Source organism: Haloarcula sp. NS06, from assembly GCF_051122755.1.
Classification (GTDB): domain Archaea; phylum Halobacteriota; class Halobacteria; order Halobacteriales; family Haloarculaceae; genus Haloarcula.
Map to the genome: position 1 here is coordinate 1,699,612 of NZ_CP184844.1, position 15,383 is coordinate 1,714,994.

At 62.8% G+C, this 15,383-nt stretch carries 18 protein-coding genes and 1 pseudogene; 9 read left to right on the plus strand and 10 right to left on the minus strand.

Going from position 1 to position 15,383, the window contains the following annotated elements; translation table 11 throughout:
- The first annotated feature begins 121 nt into the window (after positions 1-121).
- From ACODNH_RS12585 to ACODNH_RS12595, 3 genes are all read left to right on the plus strand, one after another.
- Positions 122-1,336 (plus strand): PQQ-binding-like beta-propeller repeat protein, encoded by a 1,215-nt coding sequence (locus ACODNH_RS12585; protein ID WP_434530372.1) that lies wholly within the window; start codon positions 122-124, stop codon positions 1,334-1,336.
- Between the two features lie 42 nt (positions 1,337-1,378).
- The gene (locus ACODNH_RS12590) at positions 1,379-1,849 is read left to right on the plus strand and encodes a pyruvoyl-dependent arginine decarboxylase (protein ID WP_434530373.1); all 471 of its coding nucleotides are present in this window, start codon (positions 1,379-1,381) and stop codon (positions 1,847-1,849) included.
- A gap of 83 nt (positions 1,850-1,932) precedes the next feature.
- The gene (locus ACODNH_RS12595; RefSeq protein WP_058992812.1) at positions 1,933-2,286 is read left to right on the plus strand and encodes a DUF5811 family protein; all 354 of its coding nucleotides are present in this window, start codon (positions 1,933-1,935) and stop codon (positions 2,284-2,286) included.
- An 89-nt stretch (positions 2,287-2,375) separates the two neighbouring features.
- Here the strand turns inward: ACODNH_RS12595 and ACODNH_RS12600 are convergent, their stop codons facing one another.
- The 4 genes from ACODNH_RS12600 to ACODNH_RS12615 form a co-directional block, all read right to left on the minus strand.
- Entirely contained in the window at positions 2,376-2,690 is a 315-nt protein-coding gene (locus ACODNH_RS12600) for a nucleoside triphosphate pyrophosphohydrolase (RefSeq protein ID WP_434530374.1), read from the minus strand.
- A gap of 155 nt (positions 2,691-2,845) precedes the next feature.
- Positions 2,846-3,040, minus strand: a complete 195-nt coding sequence (locus ACODNH_RS12605; protein WP_434530375.1) for a hypothetical protein — start codon at positions 3,038-3,040, stop codon at positions 2,846-2,848.
- 70 nt (positions 3,041-3,110) lie between these two features.
- Complete coding sequence (gene infB, locus ACODNH_RS12610) at positions 3,111-4,916, minus strand: translation initiation factor IF-2 (protein WP_306704618.1); 1,806 nt, start codon at positions 4,914-4,916, stop codon at positions 3,111-3,113.
- Positions 4,917-5,010: 94 nt separating this feature from the next.
- Positions 5,011-5,565: a plastocyanin/azurin family copper-binding protein gene (locus ACODNH_RS12615; protein ID WP_306704620.1), complete on the minus strand. Its 555-nt coding sequence runs from the start codon at positions 5,563-5,565 to the stop codon at positions 5,011-5,013.
- Between the two features lie 196 nt (positions 5,566-5,761).
- On the opposite strand from ACODNH_RS12615, the gene ACODNH_RS12620 reads away from it, so the two are divergent.
- Positions 5,762-6,001, plus strand: coding sequence for a PRC-barrel domain-containing protein (locus ACODNH_RS12620; protein ID WP_004518435.1), 240 nt, complete (start codon positions 5,762-5,764; stop codon positions 5,999-6,001).
- Entirely contained in the window at positions 6,002-6,460 is a 459-nt protein-coding gene (locus tag ACODNH_RS12625; protein ID WP_434530376.1) for an NOB1 family endonuclease, read from the plus strand.
- Here the strand turns inward: ACODNH_RS12625 and ACODNH_RS12630 are convergent.
- From ACODNH_RS12630 to ACODNH_RS12640, 3 genes and pseudogenes are all read right to left on the minus strand, one after another.
- A pseudogene (locus ACODNH_RS12630) lies at positions 6,457-6,604 on the minus strand (CopG family transcriptional regulator). The gene ACODNH_RS12625 and the pseudogene ACODNH_RS12630 overlap by 4 nt on opposite strands.
- A gap of 56 nt (positions 6,605-6,660) precedes the next feature.
- Positions 6,661-7,803 (minus strand): CPBP family intramembrane glutamic endopeptidase, encoded by a 1,143-nt coding sequence (locus ACODNH_RS12635; RefSeq protein WP_306704627.1) that lies wholly within the window; start codon positions 7,801-7,803, stop codon positions 6,661-6,663.
- A 23-nt stretch (positions 7,804-7,826) separates the two neighbouring features.
- Positions 7,827-9,137 carry a glucose-6-phosphate isomerase gene (locus ACODNH_RS12640; protein WP_306704629.1) on the minus strand — a complete coding sequence of 437 codons (1,311 nt, stop codon included), beginning with the start codon at positions 9,135-9,137 and terminating at the stop codon, positions 7,827-7,829.
- 126 nt (positions 9,138-9,263) lie between these two features.
- Here ACODNH_RS12640 and ACODNH_RS12645 point away from each other — a divergent pair, with 126 nt between their 5' ends.
- The gene (locus ACODNH_RS12645) at positions 9,264-9,812 is read left to right on the plus strand and encodes a hypothetical protein (RefSeq protein WP_306704631.1); all 549 of its coding nucleotides are present in this window, start codon (positions 9,264-9,266) and stop codon (positions 9,810-9,812) included.
- Between the two features lie 95 nt (positions 9,813-9,907).
- Positions 9,908-10,375 (plus strand): DUF5812 family protein, encoded by a 468-nt coding sequence (locus ACODNH_RS12650; RefSeq protein WP_306704633.1) that lies wholly within the window; start codon positions 9,908-9,910, stop codon positions 10,373-10,375.
- Positions 10,376-10,401: 26 nt separating this feature from the next.
- On the opposite strand, the gene ACODNH_RS12655 is transcribed toward ACODNH_RS12650, so the two are convergent.
- The gene (locus ACODNH_RS12655; protein ID WP_306704635.1) at positions 10,402-10,716 is read right to left on the minus strand and encodes a hypothetical protein; all 315 of its coding nucleotides are present in this window, start codon (positions 10,714-10,716) and stop codon (positions 10,402-10,404) included.
- Positions 10,717-10,817: 101 nt separating this feature from the next.
- On the opposite strand from ACODNH_RS12655, the gene secF reads away from it, so the two are divergent.
- Both secF and ACODNH_RS12665 read left to right on the plus strand, forming a co-directional pair.
- Positions 10,818-11,681, plus strand: coding sequence for a protein translocase subunit SecF (gene secF, locus ACODNH_RS12660; RefSeq protein WP_306704637.1), 864 nt, complete (start codon positions 10,818-10,820; stop codon positions 11,679-11,681).
- Positions 11,678-13,231 (plus strand): preprotein translocase subunit SecD, encoded by a 1,554-nt coding sequence (locus tag ACODNH_RS12665; RefSeq protein ID WP_306704640.1) that lies wholly within the window; start codon positions 11,678-11,680, stop codon positions 13,229-13,231. Before secF ends, ACODNH_RS12665 begins: the two co-directional genes overlap by 4 nt.
- Positions 13,232-13,382: 151 nt before the next feature.
- Here the strand turns inward: ACODNH_RS12665 and rnhB are convergent, their stop codons facing one another.
- Together rnhB and ACODNH_RS12675 are read right to left on the minus strand one after the other, a co-directional pair.
- Positions 13,383-14,018, minus strand: a complete 636-nt coding sequence (rnhB, locus tag ACODNH_RS12670; protein WP_306704642.1) for a ribonuclease HII — start codon at positions 14,016-14,018, stop codon at positions 13,383-13,385.
- Between the two features lie 57 nt (positions 14,019-14,075).
- Positions 14,076-15,353, minus strand: a complete 1,278-nt coding sequence (locus tag ACODNH_RS12675) for a tRNA pseudouridine(54/55) synthase Pus10 (RefSeq protein WP_306704644.1) — start codon at positions 15,351-15,353, stop codon at positions 14,076-14,078.
- Positions 15,354-15,383 lie beyond the last annotated feature (30 nt).

Consider the following 15,383-nt stretch of genomic DNA (forward strand, 5'->3'; position numbering starts at 1 on the left):
AGACCCGGCAACCGACTGAATCGGACTTCCGTCATTCGGTTCGGCATTGAGACGCCCGAAGATCGACTGTGACCCACATGACCCCGCGCGATTTAAGCCACCCCGTCCGGTATCGGTGTCCGTGACAGAGCGCGGACGGACGCGGCGGGCATTCTTGCGGACGCTCGCAGCGACGACAGTCGGTGCGGTCGCGGGGTGTCAATCGCAGTTCAATCCGCTCGCATCGACGGCGCTTGATGAACACGCCGCCACGCAGTTCCGGCAGGGGCTCCTGAACCAGGGATATCAGGACGTATCAGTTCCGGATGCTGTTGAGCGGGCTTGGGAACTCCCAGCGAACCGCGGGGAGCACACCGCGGCGAAAGGCAGCCCTGCGATGGCACCGACTGGCGACCTGATTCTGGCTGACGATACCGGCCGCGTACGAGCCATCGCACCGGATGGCGAGGTTCAGTGGTCGACGACGATCACGCAGGCGACGCGCGGGAGCCACGGCACGCCGGCCATCGCCAACGACACTGTCTACATCGGGGCCTACGACGGTGCGCTGTCGGCACTGGATCTCGAAACCGGCCGGCGGCGCTGGCGGACGGAGCTGGGCGATGCAATCGGTGCAAGTCCGACGTACTACAACGGGTCGCTGTACGTCGCTGTCGAGCACGCGGCTCCGAGCGGCAGCGTCGTCGCTGTCAGCGCCGCGACCGGCGACGTGCAGTGGCGCGACAGCCGGCCGACCGACCACCCACACTCGACGGTGGCGCTGGACCGCGAACACGGCCGATTGTTGTTTGGCTCCAATGACGGCTACTGCTACGCGTGGTCGTTTCCGGGTTTTGAGCAAGCCTGGCGCTACGACACTGGCGGCGACGTGAAAGCTCCCATCGCCGTCGCCGACGGGACAGCCATTGTGCCGTCGTGGGCTGAGACAGTCACCGCTGTCGACGTGACCGATGGTTCGGAACTGTGGACCTTCGAGGCCGACGCTGACGTGATGTGCACGCCGGCAGTCCACGACGGCACCGTCTACGTCGGCAGCCACGACGACAGGGTGTACGCAATCGATCTCGTCAGCGGCGCGGAGCAGTGGCGGTACGACACCGGCGGGTGGATTATTGGGAGTGTCGTCGCTACCCGGGAGCACGTACTCGTCGGGTCCTACGACGGGCGGTTGTACGCATTGGAGCGGGACTCGGGTGCAGTGGCGTGGTCCATCGAGAGCCGCGGCCACGTGACGAGTGCGCCGCTGGTGACTGCCGACGGCATCTACTACGCCGAGCGTGCAGTCGACGGTGACTGGAACCGACCGGGGATGTGCTACAGGCTCGTTCCGGCGTAGCGAAACGAAACCCCTTACCCCACAGACCGTCGACTGTCGCCTATGAGTACCATCCGGGTCGTATGGGGGACCGCGACCGGCCCGACCGAGCTGGCTGCGTACGACGCGGCACTCGCCGAGGCAGGCGTCCACAACTATAATCTCATCTCGCTGTCGTCTGTCATTCCTGCTGAGCCAACTATTGAGGTAGTGGAGACAGCGCCAGACCTAGGGCCGCCCGGCGAAGCGCTGGAGGTCGTCCAGTCCTCGGCGACCGTCGCACCGGGTGAACGCGGCGCGGCGGGCATCGGCTGGGCACGCAGCGAGGACGGGCCGGGCATCTTCTACGAGGTCGACGGCACCAGCGAGGACGCGGTCAGGATGGAAATCCGTGAGGGGCTAGCCGCCGGTCGGGACCTGCGGGACTGGGAGTTCGTCGAGGAGAATGTCTACGTCGAGTCAGCGTCCGACGACGCCGAGTACGCCAGTGCTGTCGTTCTCGCCACCTACGGCGAGAGCCACCCCGTCGTGTAAGCGGCGTTGCACCGACGGTTCCGGCCAGAACTGTGCTCGACCCTGGGTTTTTAGTCTTCCCCCCATAGAGACAGAGAACGTTCATGTACGGCAATACGTCGTTTGGTGGGGAGACGGAAGAAGTGACGCTGACCGCAGAACAGCGTGAGGAGCTCCGTCAGGATCTCTCAAGCGTTGCCGCCCGGACCCGCGAACTCCTGCCCGGCGAGTTCGTCGTTGGTTCTGAAATCAGTAACAGCACGACAGGCCCACGGGCCACAATCGCAGTCCAGCCCCCGGTCGGATCGGTCGTCAGCGCTGACTACACGCCGGAAGACCCGGAAAGTGCGAGCATCTCCGCTGCTGAGCGCGACGACCTCGCGCAGGGCATCGCCGCCTCCGCCGCCCTGCAAGTCAAGCAAGTGATGGGCGACGATACGTCGCCGACCGCGCAGTAACAGTCGCTGTTTTTGTGGTTGTAGATGGACAAATAGAGCCTTCAGAACGCTCGTATTTCAGCTCACAGACAGAACGTGATACAGACTTTCTACTCGTCGACTCGTTCGAGAACAATCCCCTCATCAAAACGCCCCCGTTGTTCGGCCTTCAGTGCTCGCTTGTCCCGTAGTTCTTCACCAGTAACCCCTCTGTCTTTTCGAATCGCGTGGATTACTTCAAGAATATCTACCAGTTCCTCGATCTCGTGGCTTTCTCGATACTCTGCCACCTCTTCTTCTAACTTATCGACCAGCCGCTCGGAGTACTCGTCTTCGCCTGCGAGCGAGACTGTCGGCGTTTCCCCGTTTTTCTCGATCACTTCTGGAATCTTGTCTCGAATCAATTTATCAAATTCTCTCGCCATATCATTCACTTCTGACACTATCTCTTAGTGGTGGTGATGAACAATTCCCGGGAAGCGTTGTTAGAAATATGACCGGCGTTCCGAGGAACGACTCGTTTGTAAATAATCCTATTACACGCTCAAGCCGAAGCGGTGGGTAGATAGAGACACTACCGTCAGGAGCGTCGTTCGTCCGCGACCGGCGGATTGTAAAACAGCGCGTAGCCGATGGAGCCGGTCGCCGGGAGGCTGCCGGCACTCAGCGCCGTGACGAAACTAAGCGAAGTAACCACGGCACCGAGCGACGCCAGTAGCATCGAGAGGGCGATGCTGGCAAGCACGAGGTCAGGCATCGACAGGGACCCAGGCATTCGTGTCTGTATGGAGACACGCTTCCTAATTAAATATTATTACTCGCGCAAACAGCGCACCGAGTACCGCCTATTTCCCCCAGAAGGGGTCGCGGTTTCGGTGTTTCTCCAGATACATCGACAGCGCCTCGCGCTCGTCGACGGAGATGTCTTCCTTGAGCTCCTGTTCCAGAATCTTCGCGTGCTTCTCCGGAATCTCGACCCAGAGGTCGTCGCCTTCCTCGATCTGGCGGCCGACGGTCGGTCCCTGGATAGAGACGGCCATACGCTCTCCGGCGCGGGCCGAGTCGACGTCTTCGCCCTCGTCCTGAATCGTTTTGAGGGTCCCGACGCGGTTCGCTTCGCCGTTGTCCCACCTGATGACGTTGACGTTCCGGCGGAGTTCACCGGAGAGGATCTCGACGCCGACGACGGCCGGGTCGGACTGGCGGAAGGTGTGGTCCTGTAGAATCCGGAACTTCGCAGGTCGGGTGATGTTCTCCAGAATCTGTTCCTGCTGGGCTTCCTCGATGGCGGTAACGTGGTCGTCGTAGGACTCGACGAGTTGGTAGATGACGTCGTCCTCGAACAGTTCCACGTCCTCCTGTTCGGCGAGGTCCCGCGCGTCATCGAGCACTTCGACACTGAACGCCAGAATCGCCTGATTGGTTGGCTCGCCGGCGGTTTCGGCGACTCGCACATCCCGCGGTGCGACCGCGCCGACCTCGGCCCGCATCACTGGGATTTCTTCCTCTTCGAGCGTACTGGAGAGGGCCTCCAGCGATCCGAGCGTGTCGGCCTTGATGACGACCCCTTCCTCCTGTGTCGTCACCTCGATTTCGGCGAGTTCCTCCTCCACCTCAGCGATGACCTCGCTGCGGTCGCGGTCGCGGATGACGCGGATCGGCGCGCCGGCCATCGCGTCGCCGAGGTCCGGCGCGGCGATTTTGACACCGTCGGCGGCGGCAACTTGGCCGACCTGTTCGAACTCCTGTTCGGTCCGGATCTCTTCAAGCGGACGCGGCCGGAGCAGGGCGCGCACGTCGGTGACAATTGGCCCTTGCAGCCCGCCGACGACGATGGTATCGTCGTTACGGATCGTCCCGTCGTAGACGATGGCGTCGAGCGTCGTCCCGAATCCCTGGGTGTCTTTGACTTCGAGGACGGTCCCGACACCGGGGCCGGTAGTGTCGATCTCCATCTCCTCTTTCATGTAGCGCTGGGACAGCCCCATCATCACCGTCAGCAGGTCGGGGATACCCTCGCTGGTTTCGGCTGAGACCGGCACGACACCGATGTTGGCTTGGAAGTTCTGGACCCGCCAGTACATATCCGCGGAGAAGCCGTTGTCCGAGAGTTCGCCGATAATTTCGTACAGCTTCTCGTTGAGGTCGGACTGCACGCGGTCGGACTGGGCGTCCATCGTCTGCTGGACTGGTTGCCCCTCATTGGGGTTCCAGCCCGGGACGGTGTCGATCTTGTTTGCGGCAACGATAAACGGTGTCTGCGTTCGCTTGAGGATGTCAATGGCCTCCAGCGTCTGGGGTTGGAAGCCGTCGTTGACATCGACGACGAGGATGGCGATATCGGCGAGTGCGCCACCTCGGGAGCGGAGCGTCGAGAAGGAGTGGTGGCCAGGTGTATCGATGAACAGCAGACCGGGCAGGTCGAAATCTGTCGGATCGACCAGATCTCCCGCGATCTCGGAAATCACGTCAAGCGGGACGGCTGTCGCGCCGATGTGCTGTGTAATCGCACCCGATTCGCCGGCGGTGACGGCCGAACCGCGGATCTTGTCGAGCAGGCTCGTCTTCCCGTGGTCGACGTGGCCCAGAACGGCGACGATGGGCGTCCGCAGGGTGTCGTCGGTGGCTGTTGTGGGGTCCGTGTCAGACATAGATGGCTCCAGAAGTTGTCAGAACCGAGTCGTCGGTGGCAGTTAAGTTCGTCGTCATCAAACGCACGCAACCGAATGTGGGGCTAAGCGGCCGTCACTCGGTTACAGTGAACGACCCCGTCATGCCGACGCTCTGGTGGGGCACGCAGTGGTACTCGTACTCTCCGGGGACCTCGAACGTGTAGGCGTATTCGTAGCCCGAACTGTACGTCTTCCCGTTGTCTCCAGGCGTCCCGGACCAGTTGCTACCGGATGGCGTTGCGGTCGGTTTGACGTTGTGGCCGCCGGCCTCCCAGACCCACAGCACGGTGCTTCCAACAGAGACCTCGAACGTTTCCGGGTCGAAGCTGAGGCTTTCCGGCCCGACGGCGACTTGCTGGTCGGCCTCTACCGGCGTTCCAGTGGGTGTCGGCGTTTCCGTCGGAGTGGCAGTCTCAGTCGGTGTCGGTGTTTCGGGTGGGGTGGCGGTTTCTGTCGCCGTCGTCACTGAATCAGTCGGCGTTGCTGTCGCAGTACGGGTCGGTGTTTGCATAGCGGTGGCTGTCTCCTTTGGGGATGATTCACCGCTGTCGCCATCACTGCAGCCCGCGACAGTCCCAGTAACGACGGCCGTGAGCGCGCCGAGAAACTGACGCCTGTTCCGGTCCATGCGTACTCGTGGGATGCCTGTCGCTTATGACTGCTGCCTCCTGTGACCGTGCGCCCTTGGGCACAGAACGGCACCACCGGTGAATCGACAGTTGCTGACGCATAGTTTCTATCCGTGACCGTCGCTGTCAGCGACCATCGGTTTCTCGCCAGACATCCCCGTGGCGTTTATGTAACCTCGTTCGGAACAAAGGGGTATGGCTGCAATACTCGCAGAAAACCTGTCGGGGAAAGACGTGATGGGGACTGACGGTGCGGAGATCGGCAGTCTCTACAATATCACGATGGACTTCTCCTCGGGCGCGTTGCACAACCTCGTTATTGACCCCGCGGAGTCGCTCCGCAACACGAACTTCGAGTACAGCGATCAGGGCCGCCTGCTTGTCCCAGTTGAGCGGGTCAAGGCGGTGAAAGACCACATGATCGTCAAACGCTAGATGTACGTCCTTGACTCCTCGGCATTTATCAACGAGTATCACACCGACGAGCAGATAGCGGCGATTCCGCTCGTCAGAGAGGAACTGGAAGACGAGGCCGCCTATCGCTTCGACGCCCTCGAAGGTTCGGGGATGCACCTTCACATTCCCGAGGACAACACTGTCGAGCGCATCGAACGCGCCGCCAGTGAGACCGGCGATCTGGCGGAGCTCTCGGAAACCGATATCCGGCTGATCGCAGCCGCGTTCGAACTCGACAGCCGCCTCGTCACGGACGACTACGCGATGCAAAACGTCGCGGAGAAACTCGACGTGGCGGTCGAAGTCATCGCCCGCGAGGGGATTTCCGAACAGCGAGAGTGGCTGTTCCAGTGTGCTGGCTGTGGCCGCGAGTTCGACGAGAACCGCGACCGCTGTCCCATCTGTGGGAGCTCGCTTTCGCGGAAAAACCCGGCTTAGACGGTCTGTTCGTCCCGGGCTTCGAGCCCGAGATCGAGCTAGCTGCGACAGCACTTCCTCCTCTGTGATGCCGTAGCGCCGCGCAAGCGTTTCGATAATCCGCGCTTGATCGTCATCACAGACGATGGTGAACCGCCGAGCCATACCATCGCATACAACCGTTGGTCGCATAAACACCCGTCAGACAACGGTCTGACGGCTCAGACTGCCGGATTTCCTGTAATCTCGATGTACAATGTGAGAAACTGGATGGCGTTGAACGCCCCGTGAATAAAGATGGGCACGAGCAGGTTCTCGGTCTTGAGATAGCTCAGGCCCAGCAGCGTCGAGAGGACGAACACTAGCAGTAGCGAGAGAACGGTCTGTGTCGGCGTGCCGGCGGCGTACTGTCCGAAGTGGACGACGCCGAAGACGGCGCTGGTGAGTATAATCGCCTGGAATTCACCGAAATCATCGTAGAGGTACTTCTGGATGAGGTTCCGGTAAATGAACTCTTCGCTCGGTGCGATAGTCAGAAACGCGAGCGGGACCATCACGAGCAGGAACGACGGGTCCTCGCGGGCCAGTTCTTCGACGCTGCTCCGCGCGGCTTCCAGCCCGAGCGCCTGAATGAGGTAACTGAAGCCAAACAGCGCGACCATGAGAATGACGACGCCGCCGACGCTGTAGCCGATGTCACGGAGACTGGGGCGCTGCAGGTCCAGATCGGTCCAGGTCCGGTTTAGTCGGCTGGCGACGGCTGCCCCAAAGCCGACGAAGCCGACGCCGAGGCCGATAGTGAGCGTAACATACGCGGGGCCGGTGACAGTCCCGCCTTCCAGCGCCGCGGCGCTGACCAGCCCTCCCGCCGCGGCCCCGAGAACGATGAACTGGGCGAACACCGTGCCCACGAGGAAGCCGGCCAGCCCGATTCCGGTTGCGACCGAGAGCGCTCTGGCAATCGTGTACAGCCGGTCGTTTGGTACGCCGGTCGCCAGCGCCCAGCCCAGCGCAACCGTCACGCCGCCGGCCAGCACTGTGAGATACACAGCGGTGCCGACGGTGGCCTCGACGCCAGTACGCAACTCCGGCCCGAAGAAGGCGACGAGTGTCGCGAGGGTTGCGACGATGCCCGCACCTGCTGCGCCCAGACCCGCCTGTCTGTGGTCGAGTGCGCCGTGACGGACAAGTGAGAAGGCGAGCGCGGCGACGACAAAGCCGGCGGTGGCGACCTGTCGGGCGGTGACTGGGCCAACAGTCGTCGTCGGTGTCATCCAGCCAACGACGCCAGTTTCTGTGGCGACGAGTACGACGAGACCGAGGCCAGCGGCGAGCACACCCCAGTTCGCGGCAGTGTCGTCCATTATCGGCAGTCCGTTGCGCCGGCCTAAAGGGACTCCGTTTCACCGATCCGCAGTCGCTCACGTTCGTCGATTACCGCCGTCTCGTCTGTCGCTTCGCCGCGAATGAGCGCTCGCGTGGCGTTTTTACCCCACTCGACAGCGGGCTGAGTGAACGTCTCCACGTCCGCGAGTTCACCGACCAGGACGCAGGCTGCCTCCATCGCGTACAGGAGTTCCCCGACGCTTTCGGCGTCGAGACGGTCGATCTCGACTTCCAGGGCCGGCCGGTCAGCCGCCGGCAGGCTCGCGACTGTCGCCTCGTACTCGGCGTCGATGAGGCCGCCGAGGTCAGTTCCAGCGAGATACGACAGGTCCTCGTGGTCCGGGTCGGGAATCGCCACGTCGGCGCGCTCCCGCGGCCGAACAAACGTGACGACCTTGTCCCGATGGCCGGCGCGGTACAGCTGGAGCTGGGAGTGCTGGTCGGTCGCGCCTAGCGCTCGTGCTGGCGTCTGTCCCCGGCCGTCTTTCCCTAGGCTCTCGGCCCAGAGCTGTGCAAACCATTCGCCGAAGGACTCCAGCCGCTCGGCGTAGGGCATGACGGCGTTGACCGTTGCGCCCGCTTCTTCGAGCGCGTAGGCCATTGCGCCGTAGGCGTAGGCCGGCGAGTCATACAGCGACGGCGCGAGGTCGTCAGCCGCCTTTTTACCGCCGGCAAGCAGCCCCTCGATGTCGATGCCAAGAATCGCTGGCGGAACGAGCCCAACCGCTGACAACGCACTGAAGCGGCCCGGAACGCCCTCGGGAACCGGCAGCGTCGGCAGGTCGTGCTGGTCGGCGAGAGCCCGGAGCGGCCCGGAATCGCCCGTCGTGACGACGATGCGCTCGGTCCAGTCGACGCCCCGGTCCTCGTAGGCCTCGCGGACGACGAGGAAGTTCGCCAGCGTCTCTGCCGTCGTCCCCGAACGGGAGACGACGTTGATGGCTGTGTCAGTGAGCGAGAGCCCGTCGAGCGTCCGCCGGACGTGCTCCGGGTCGACGTTGTCCAGTACGACGTGACTGCCCGGCTCGTCGGCAAGCGCCTCTGTGATGGTTTTCGCTCCCAGCGCGGAGCCACCGATCCCAACGGTGATGACCGATTCGGCGTCGGCGACCGGCGCGACGGCATCGCGGATGACCTCGGCGTCAGTTGTTTCGGGGAGATTCAGCGACGCGTACCCGAACTCGTCGTCGTCCCGACCTTGCTCGATTCGCTCGTGGGCCGTGGCCACCCGCTCGTCCAGTTCCTCAAGCGTCGCTCGCTCGACGCCCGGGTCGGCGGCACTGGCAAGCGCGGCTCCGATATCGACGTGCATACTGGGAGTGTCGACGGGCGGATACAAACAACTCCCGGACGGCATGGCAGGCAGTAGACGTGGCTCCGTTGCCACCACTGGTCGGACAACACCGCGCTTAACCACGCGCTCGCCTAAGCCACAGGTATGACAGACGCGACGGCAGAGCAGTCCGTCACAGCCGACGCCGACGACGACCGGCCCGAACCGTACAACGGGCTCCCCGGCGCGTTCCCGTACGCGTTCCGGGCCACTGATTCGTTGCTGTTCAAAGCCTACGTCCCGGTCGCACTGTTGCTGTCCGTGGCGATTACGCTCGTATTCACCTTCGGGCTGATCACGCAACTCGCCGAAACCGGCAGCGTCCGCGGCGGGACGTTCACCTTCTCCCGGAGCTTCTTCCTGTTCGTTGGACTGTTGCTCGTCGCGCCGCTGCTTGCCCCAGTACTCTCCGTCGCACGCCGCCATCGACGGACCGAATCCTCTGTTGCCTACGACCGCGCTCTCGCCCTCTCCGCGTTCGTATTCATCGGATCAATATACCTCGCGCTGTTAACTTCTGCTCCGGCGGAGCTTCGCGAGCCGACACAGAGCGCTGTCGTTGGCTTCTTCTACTCACTGCCGCCGATTGCTGGCGTCGTCCCGCCGCTGCTCGCAACGCTGGCGATATATCTGACCCACCGGCTGTTGAAGTAGCGCCGCAAGCCTGCGGTTGTCCGCTCCCCTGCGATGACACTCCAGTCCGTTCCCGGGTCGAAACGGGCAAGAACGCCCGTCACGAATGTGTGTCTATGACAGCGATCGAAGGGACATTTCTTGTCACGAACGCCGACGATGCGTCGGCGACGCTTCGGAACGTCGCGGACTCACAAGTGTTGACACTGTCGGACAATCCCGGCGTTGAGGCCGGCGAGGTAGTAGAGGGGACAGTTGAACCGGAGCCGCCGATGGAGGTCACCTACACCGTTACCGAGGTCGCCGAACGGCGCACAATTCCGGTCGAGACGGTCGACCTCGCGCCGACGGCCCAGACGACTGAAATCGCGGCTGAACAGGCCGCTGGCGAGCTAACGACGGTTGAACGGGCTGGCGAGGGCGAGGTACACGTCCTCACGGTCCCAGAAGACGAGACGGCCGAGGCTGCGACGGATGTCGTCGAGGACGAGGCAACTCTCTCGCGAGCGGCTAGGCTCGGCGTCGATCGTGTCGAGGTTCGGACGGCAGATGGCGTCGTCAGCGTGCGCTACTTGCCGGACTGACGCGTTCTCTTATCCGCTCTCGCTGCCTATTCTGTCGGGCCGGCGACGCTCTGGACCTGCCACCCACCGGCGATGCCACACGCCTCGCGCTCGGTGTACACGAATTCGGTGTCTTCGGTCACCGCTGTGCCGCCGTCGACGGATTCGACACGGAGCGGGAAGTCCAGCGTGTCGCCACAGCAGCCGACACCGACGAACTCCGTCCATACGTCGCCCGATGTTGCGGTGTCGTGTGTCTTCCGGAGGTACGCGCGGAACGGCGACCCGTCGATTTTGTCGCGACCCCACCCGCTGAGGTCCGCGGGATACGAAAGCTTGACGCTGATTGCACGCTCGGGCATGGATGGATATACGTGATAGACTGCCATAGATGTACGGCACAGCGGATGTCAGCGGCAGTGATTGGGAAGGCTTATTCCGGCCCGTCTCACACCGTTCCGTCATGTTCGAGTTCGAGGTCCCGGAAGTCGATTACACCCAGTATTCGAACCGCCAACTAGTGGCGGTTCCGCTGGTGGTGCTCGGTCTGGCGCTTGCGGTGCTCGGTGGCTGGTATCTGGTCACCGGAGCGCCAGTATCTCCAAGCATCGACTTCACGGGCGGTTCGGAACTCACCGTCGAGTCGTCTCTCTCACAGGCGGAGCTCAGGGACAATACGTTCGACGAACCCGTGGTTTCCGTCCAACAGGTCGAGGGTGAGAACCGGTATATAATCACGTTTGATTCGTCAAATCTGGAGCCCATTGAGGAAACCGCGCGTTCGAGCGATCAGATGGAGTTCCTCGGTAGCGGGACGACCTCACCGATATTCGGCCAAGAGAACCAACGGCTAGCGGTCGCCGGCATCGGTGTTGCTTTCCTTGGGATGAGTTTGCTTGTCTTTGGGATGTTCCGGTCGGTCGTGCCAAGCATCGCGGTCGTTCTGTCGGCGTTTTCTGACCTCGTCATCCCGCTCGCGGTAATGAACCTCCTCGGAATCAAGCTCTCGCTGGGGACTGTCGCCGCATTGCTGATGCTTATCGGTTACAGCGTCGACTCAGATATCCTGTTGAACAACCACGTCCTCCGCAGGTCCGGCGGGTTCTACGAATCGACGTATCGCGCGATGCGGACTGGTGTGACGATGACGCTGACGTCAATGGCGGCGATGGCGGTGATGGCGATTTCGGCGACGATATTTGGGATCGACCTGATGGCCTCCATTGGGTTCGTTCTCGTTGTGGGACTAGCTGCTGACCTAATGAATACCTATATGCTCAACGTCACGTTGCTTCGCTGGTACAAGTACGAGGGGGTCAAACGATGAGCACACTCAAGGAAAACTGGCGTGTCGTTGCGCTGGTCACGCTGTTGCTACTCAGCGCCGTCGCGCTGTTCGTCCCCGGCGTTCCGCCAGGGACTTCGGATACTGAAGGGGCCGGGGCTGCCAACCAGTCGACAAACCTCCAGTACGGGATTCAGCTTAGCGGTGGGACGCGCATCCAAGCCCCCATTGTCGGCATTACCGCCGAAGGTGTTGAGGTTGCGCCCGCGGATGAGACGACCCTCGAACAATCCGTCTCAGACCAGTTGGGCATCGATTCAATCGACGTACGGGTCTCTAACCGCACTGAAACCGTTGAAGTGTTTGCGAGGAACGTAAGCGAGTCAGAAGTACAGTCCGCGATCGAAGCCGAGGGGTACGAGCCGAGTGAGGTCCGGCCCGGTGTGACCCGAGAAACACGCGAAAATATGGTGTCGGTCATCAACGATAAACTGCGAGAATCAGCCCTCACCGGCGGCTCTGTCCAGCAAGTAAGCTCTCCCGGCGGCCGGAGCTTCATCAGCGTCACAGCCCCAGATAGGGGGCGTGAGGAGCTTATCAGCCTGCTCGAAGAACGTGGCGTCGTTCGCGTGTACGCCGTTCACGACAACACTGAGAACGGATCCTATGTCCGCGAGGAGGTTCTCTCGCAGGAGGATCTGCGCGCCGGATCAGCACAGCGAAGCGAAACGCAGGGAACGCACGTCCCGGTGACAGTCGAACAGGGTGCCGCCGAGCGCTACGCGAACGATATGGTCGAGGCTGGATTCGGTAGTGGATCGACCTGCCGCCGCTCGGACTACGACCACGAGAACCTCCAGAACTCACAGGCGAACTGTCTGGTGACGACGCTGAACGGCGAGCCGGTGTTCGTCGGCGGCGTCGACCCGGGGCTAGGACAGTCCTACCGGAACGGTGACTTCGTCAACAACCCGCAGTTCATCATGCGGACCAGCAATATGTCTGAAGCGACCGAGCTGGAACTCGCGCTGAAAGCTGGTCGGCTGCCGGCCCCACTTGATTTCGACAACGCGGAGAGCCAGACGCTTTCGTCCGCGCTCGCTCAGGAGTTCCAGCAGCGCTCCCTCCTGACTGGCATTCTTGCCGTCATCGCGGTGAGCCTGGTTGTGTATCTCCGGTACGGGCGTCCAGAAGTCGCCCTGCCGATGATTGTCACGGCGCTATCGGAGGTATTCATCCTCCTCGGGTTCGTCGCCTTTGTCCAATATCCGCTGAATCTCTCGCATCTGGCCGGGTTCATCGCGGTCATTGGCACGGGTGTGGACGACCTCATCATTATCGCCGACGAAATCCTCCAGCAGGGGAAAGTCGAAACGGGACGCGTGTTCCAAAGCCGCTTCCGCAAGGCGTTCTGGGTCATTGGCGCGGCCGCGGCGACGACCATCGTCGCCATGAGCCCGCTGATGGTCCTCTCGCTTGGTGACCTTTCCGGGTTCGCTATCATCACCATCGTGGGCGTACTCATCGGTGTACTCGTAACGCGCCCGGCCTACGGTGACATCCTCCGGAGTCTCGTGCTGGACGAGGACTGAGACCCTCGGCTGTACGCCTTTCAGGAATTTCGCCACCGCGAGTACTGTGTCTCAGTTACAGTTAACAGTATGAGCGGTTCCCGCTTTCTGCCTTAGTACGCGGTATTGGTTCGCCTCGAAGACACCACGTTCACTGTCGGCCTGTCCGCGTTCAAAAGTCACCCAGTGTCGACTGTGACGCCGCCGCCAACACGTCGTCACACGTCGACCACGACCGGCGGGCACACGCCGGCAACTCGCCATGTTGGTCGACATAGTCCGCCAGGAAGGCCCGCGTTGTCGGGTCACTGGGATAGCCTGACCCCACGTCGCCGTACTCCGCCGCCAGTTCCGCGACGTGTGTGTCGCGGGCGACCTTCGCGATGATTGAGGCCGCACCGACCAGCGGGTCCGTCTCGTCGGCCCCGTGTTCCGCCCGCACGGTCACCTCGGCGTCGACCGCGTCCGCGACCCGGCGACCGAACCGCGCCGCGTCGGTGTCGCCGGCGTCGACCATCCCCGACAGTCCGTCCCGGGCCACCACCGAGAGCGCCGCTGCCTGCCCCTCGACGGTCAGCGTATTCATGTCCGTCTCGTCGGCATCGATCCGTTCGACCTGAATCTCGGCGACGCCAACGGCGTCCGCCGACTCACGGATTTCCTCGGCCAGTCGCTCACGTCGCTCCGGCTTGATGTCTTTCGAGTCGCCGACACCATTGGGCAGAGCCACGGGGTCAGCCCTGACGGCGGCGGCGAACATCGACCCCAGCACTGGTCCTTTCCCGGCCTCGTCGACGCCGAATCGCATGGCTATCATCTGGATGGCGGTGCAAAAACAGCTTCCGGTCGGACGACTCCGGGAGCGCTACTCTTTGAGGAACTCGTCTGTCGCGAACGGTTCGTCCTCGCCCTGTACGTCGATTACGTCGAGTGCGGTCACCACAGCGTCGGTGTCGAGCAGGCCGGCCAGACTCGGCTCCGTGCGGCCCTCATCGCTGGAGACGAGTTCCTTCACGTACAGGCCGCCCTCGCCGTGGATGCGGAGTTCGGCGTGCCGGTCGTCGGTCAGCTCGCCCTCGGCGTCGTACACCGTCCGCGTTCGGGTGAGGTCGGCCCGTCGGTGGGTGACTCGCTGGGGCGTCTCTTGCTGGATGGTCGCCCCGTCCAGTTCCGTCAGTGCGTCCTGCAGAGCGTCGGCGTCGACCGCGTCGCCGAACTCCACATCCATCCGGTAAGTCTTCGAGGCATCCAGTTCCTTGACGCGTTCGACCATCTCGTGGGTCGCCAGGTGGAGGTCCGTCACCTCAACCTTCCCGTCGGCGAAGGCATTGATGTCGACTTCGAGCTCGTCAGCATCCACGTCGCGTTTGCGGGGTTCCATCACCTCGATGACGAACGGGCGGCCGGAGTCGAGCATCCGGGCGTCTACGTCCTCGCGACCTGCGCCGTGGAACACGGCCTCCTCGCCGTCCATCGCCTCACGGACGACAGGCGCGGACAGTTGCTCGACGCTCTCGTCGTAGCGGTAGCCACTGCCGTCACAGCCGTCACAGGGCTCGCCTTGCCACAGCCCAGTCCCGTTGCAGTCGTTGCAGGGCCACTTCGTCTGGGGGATGTCGCGTTCGAGCTTGCGGTAACGGCCGTAGACGAACGCCGAGTTGACGTGGGTCTCCACTTCGTCCGTTGCGAGGTCGAGCGTGAGCTGGACTGCTGGACGGCCGAACTCCACCTCCGCGCCGGTCAGGTCGCCGATTCGTTTGCCGACTTCGCGGTTGAGTTCGGTCTTCAGCGCTTCGCCGGCGTCGGGGTCTAGCCCCACGTCTTCCCGGAGCAGTTCGTCGTTCTCTTCGAGTAGCGGCGGCACTTTCGTCCCGACCTGATAGGTGTCGAACTCGTAGCCGCGGACGGCACTTGCGGCCTGCTCGGCCCACCACTCGAAGCGGTCACACTCGCCCTCACAGACCCAGCAATCCTCGCTTTCCTCAAAGGGGTCGTCGTCTGCAAGCGCAAGCGTCACCCGAAGGGCGTGCCCTCGTTCGGCGTTGGCCAGCCCGAAACTCCGGTCGGCGAAGAGCCGGCCAAGGCAGGAATCACACAGCGGCCCGGTGGCAAGCGCCGCACGGGCGTCCTCAAGTATACTCATTGCCTGAGCCGACGCGTCGCCCCCGTAATT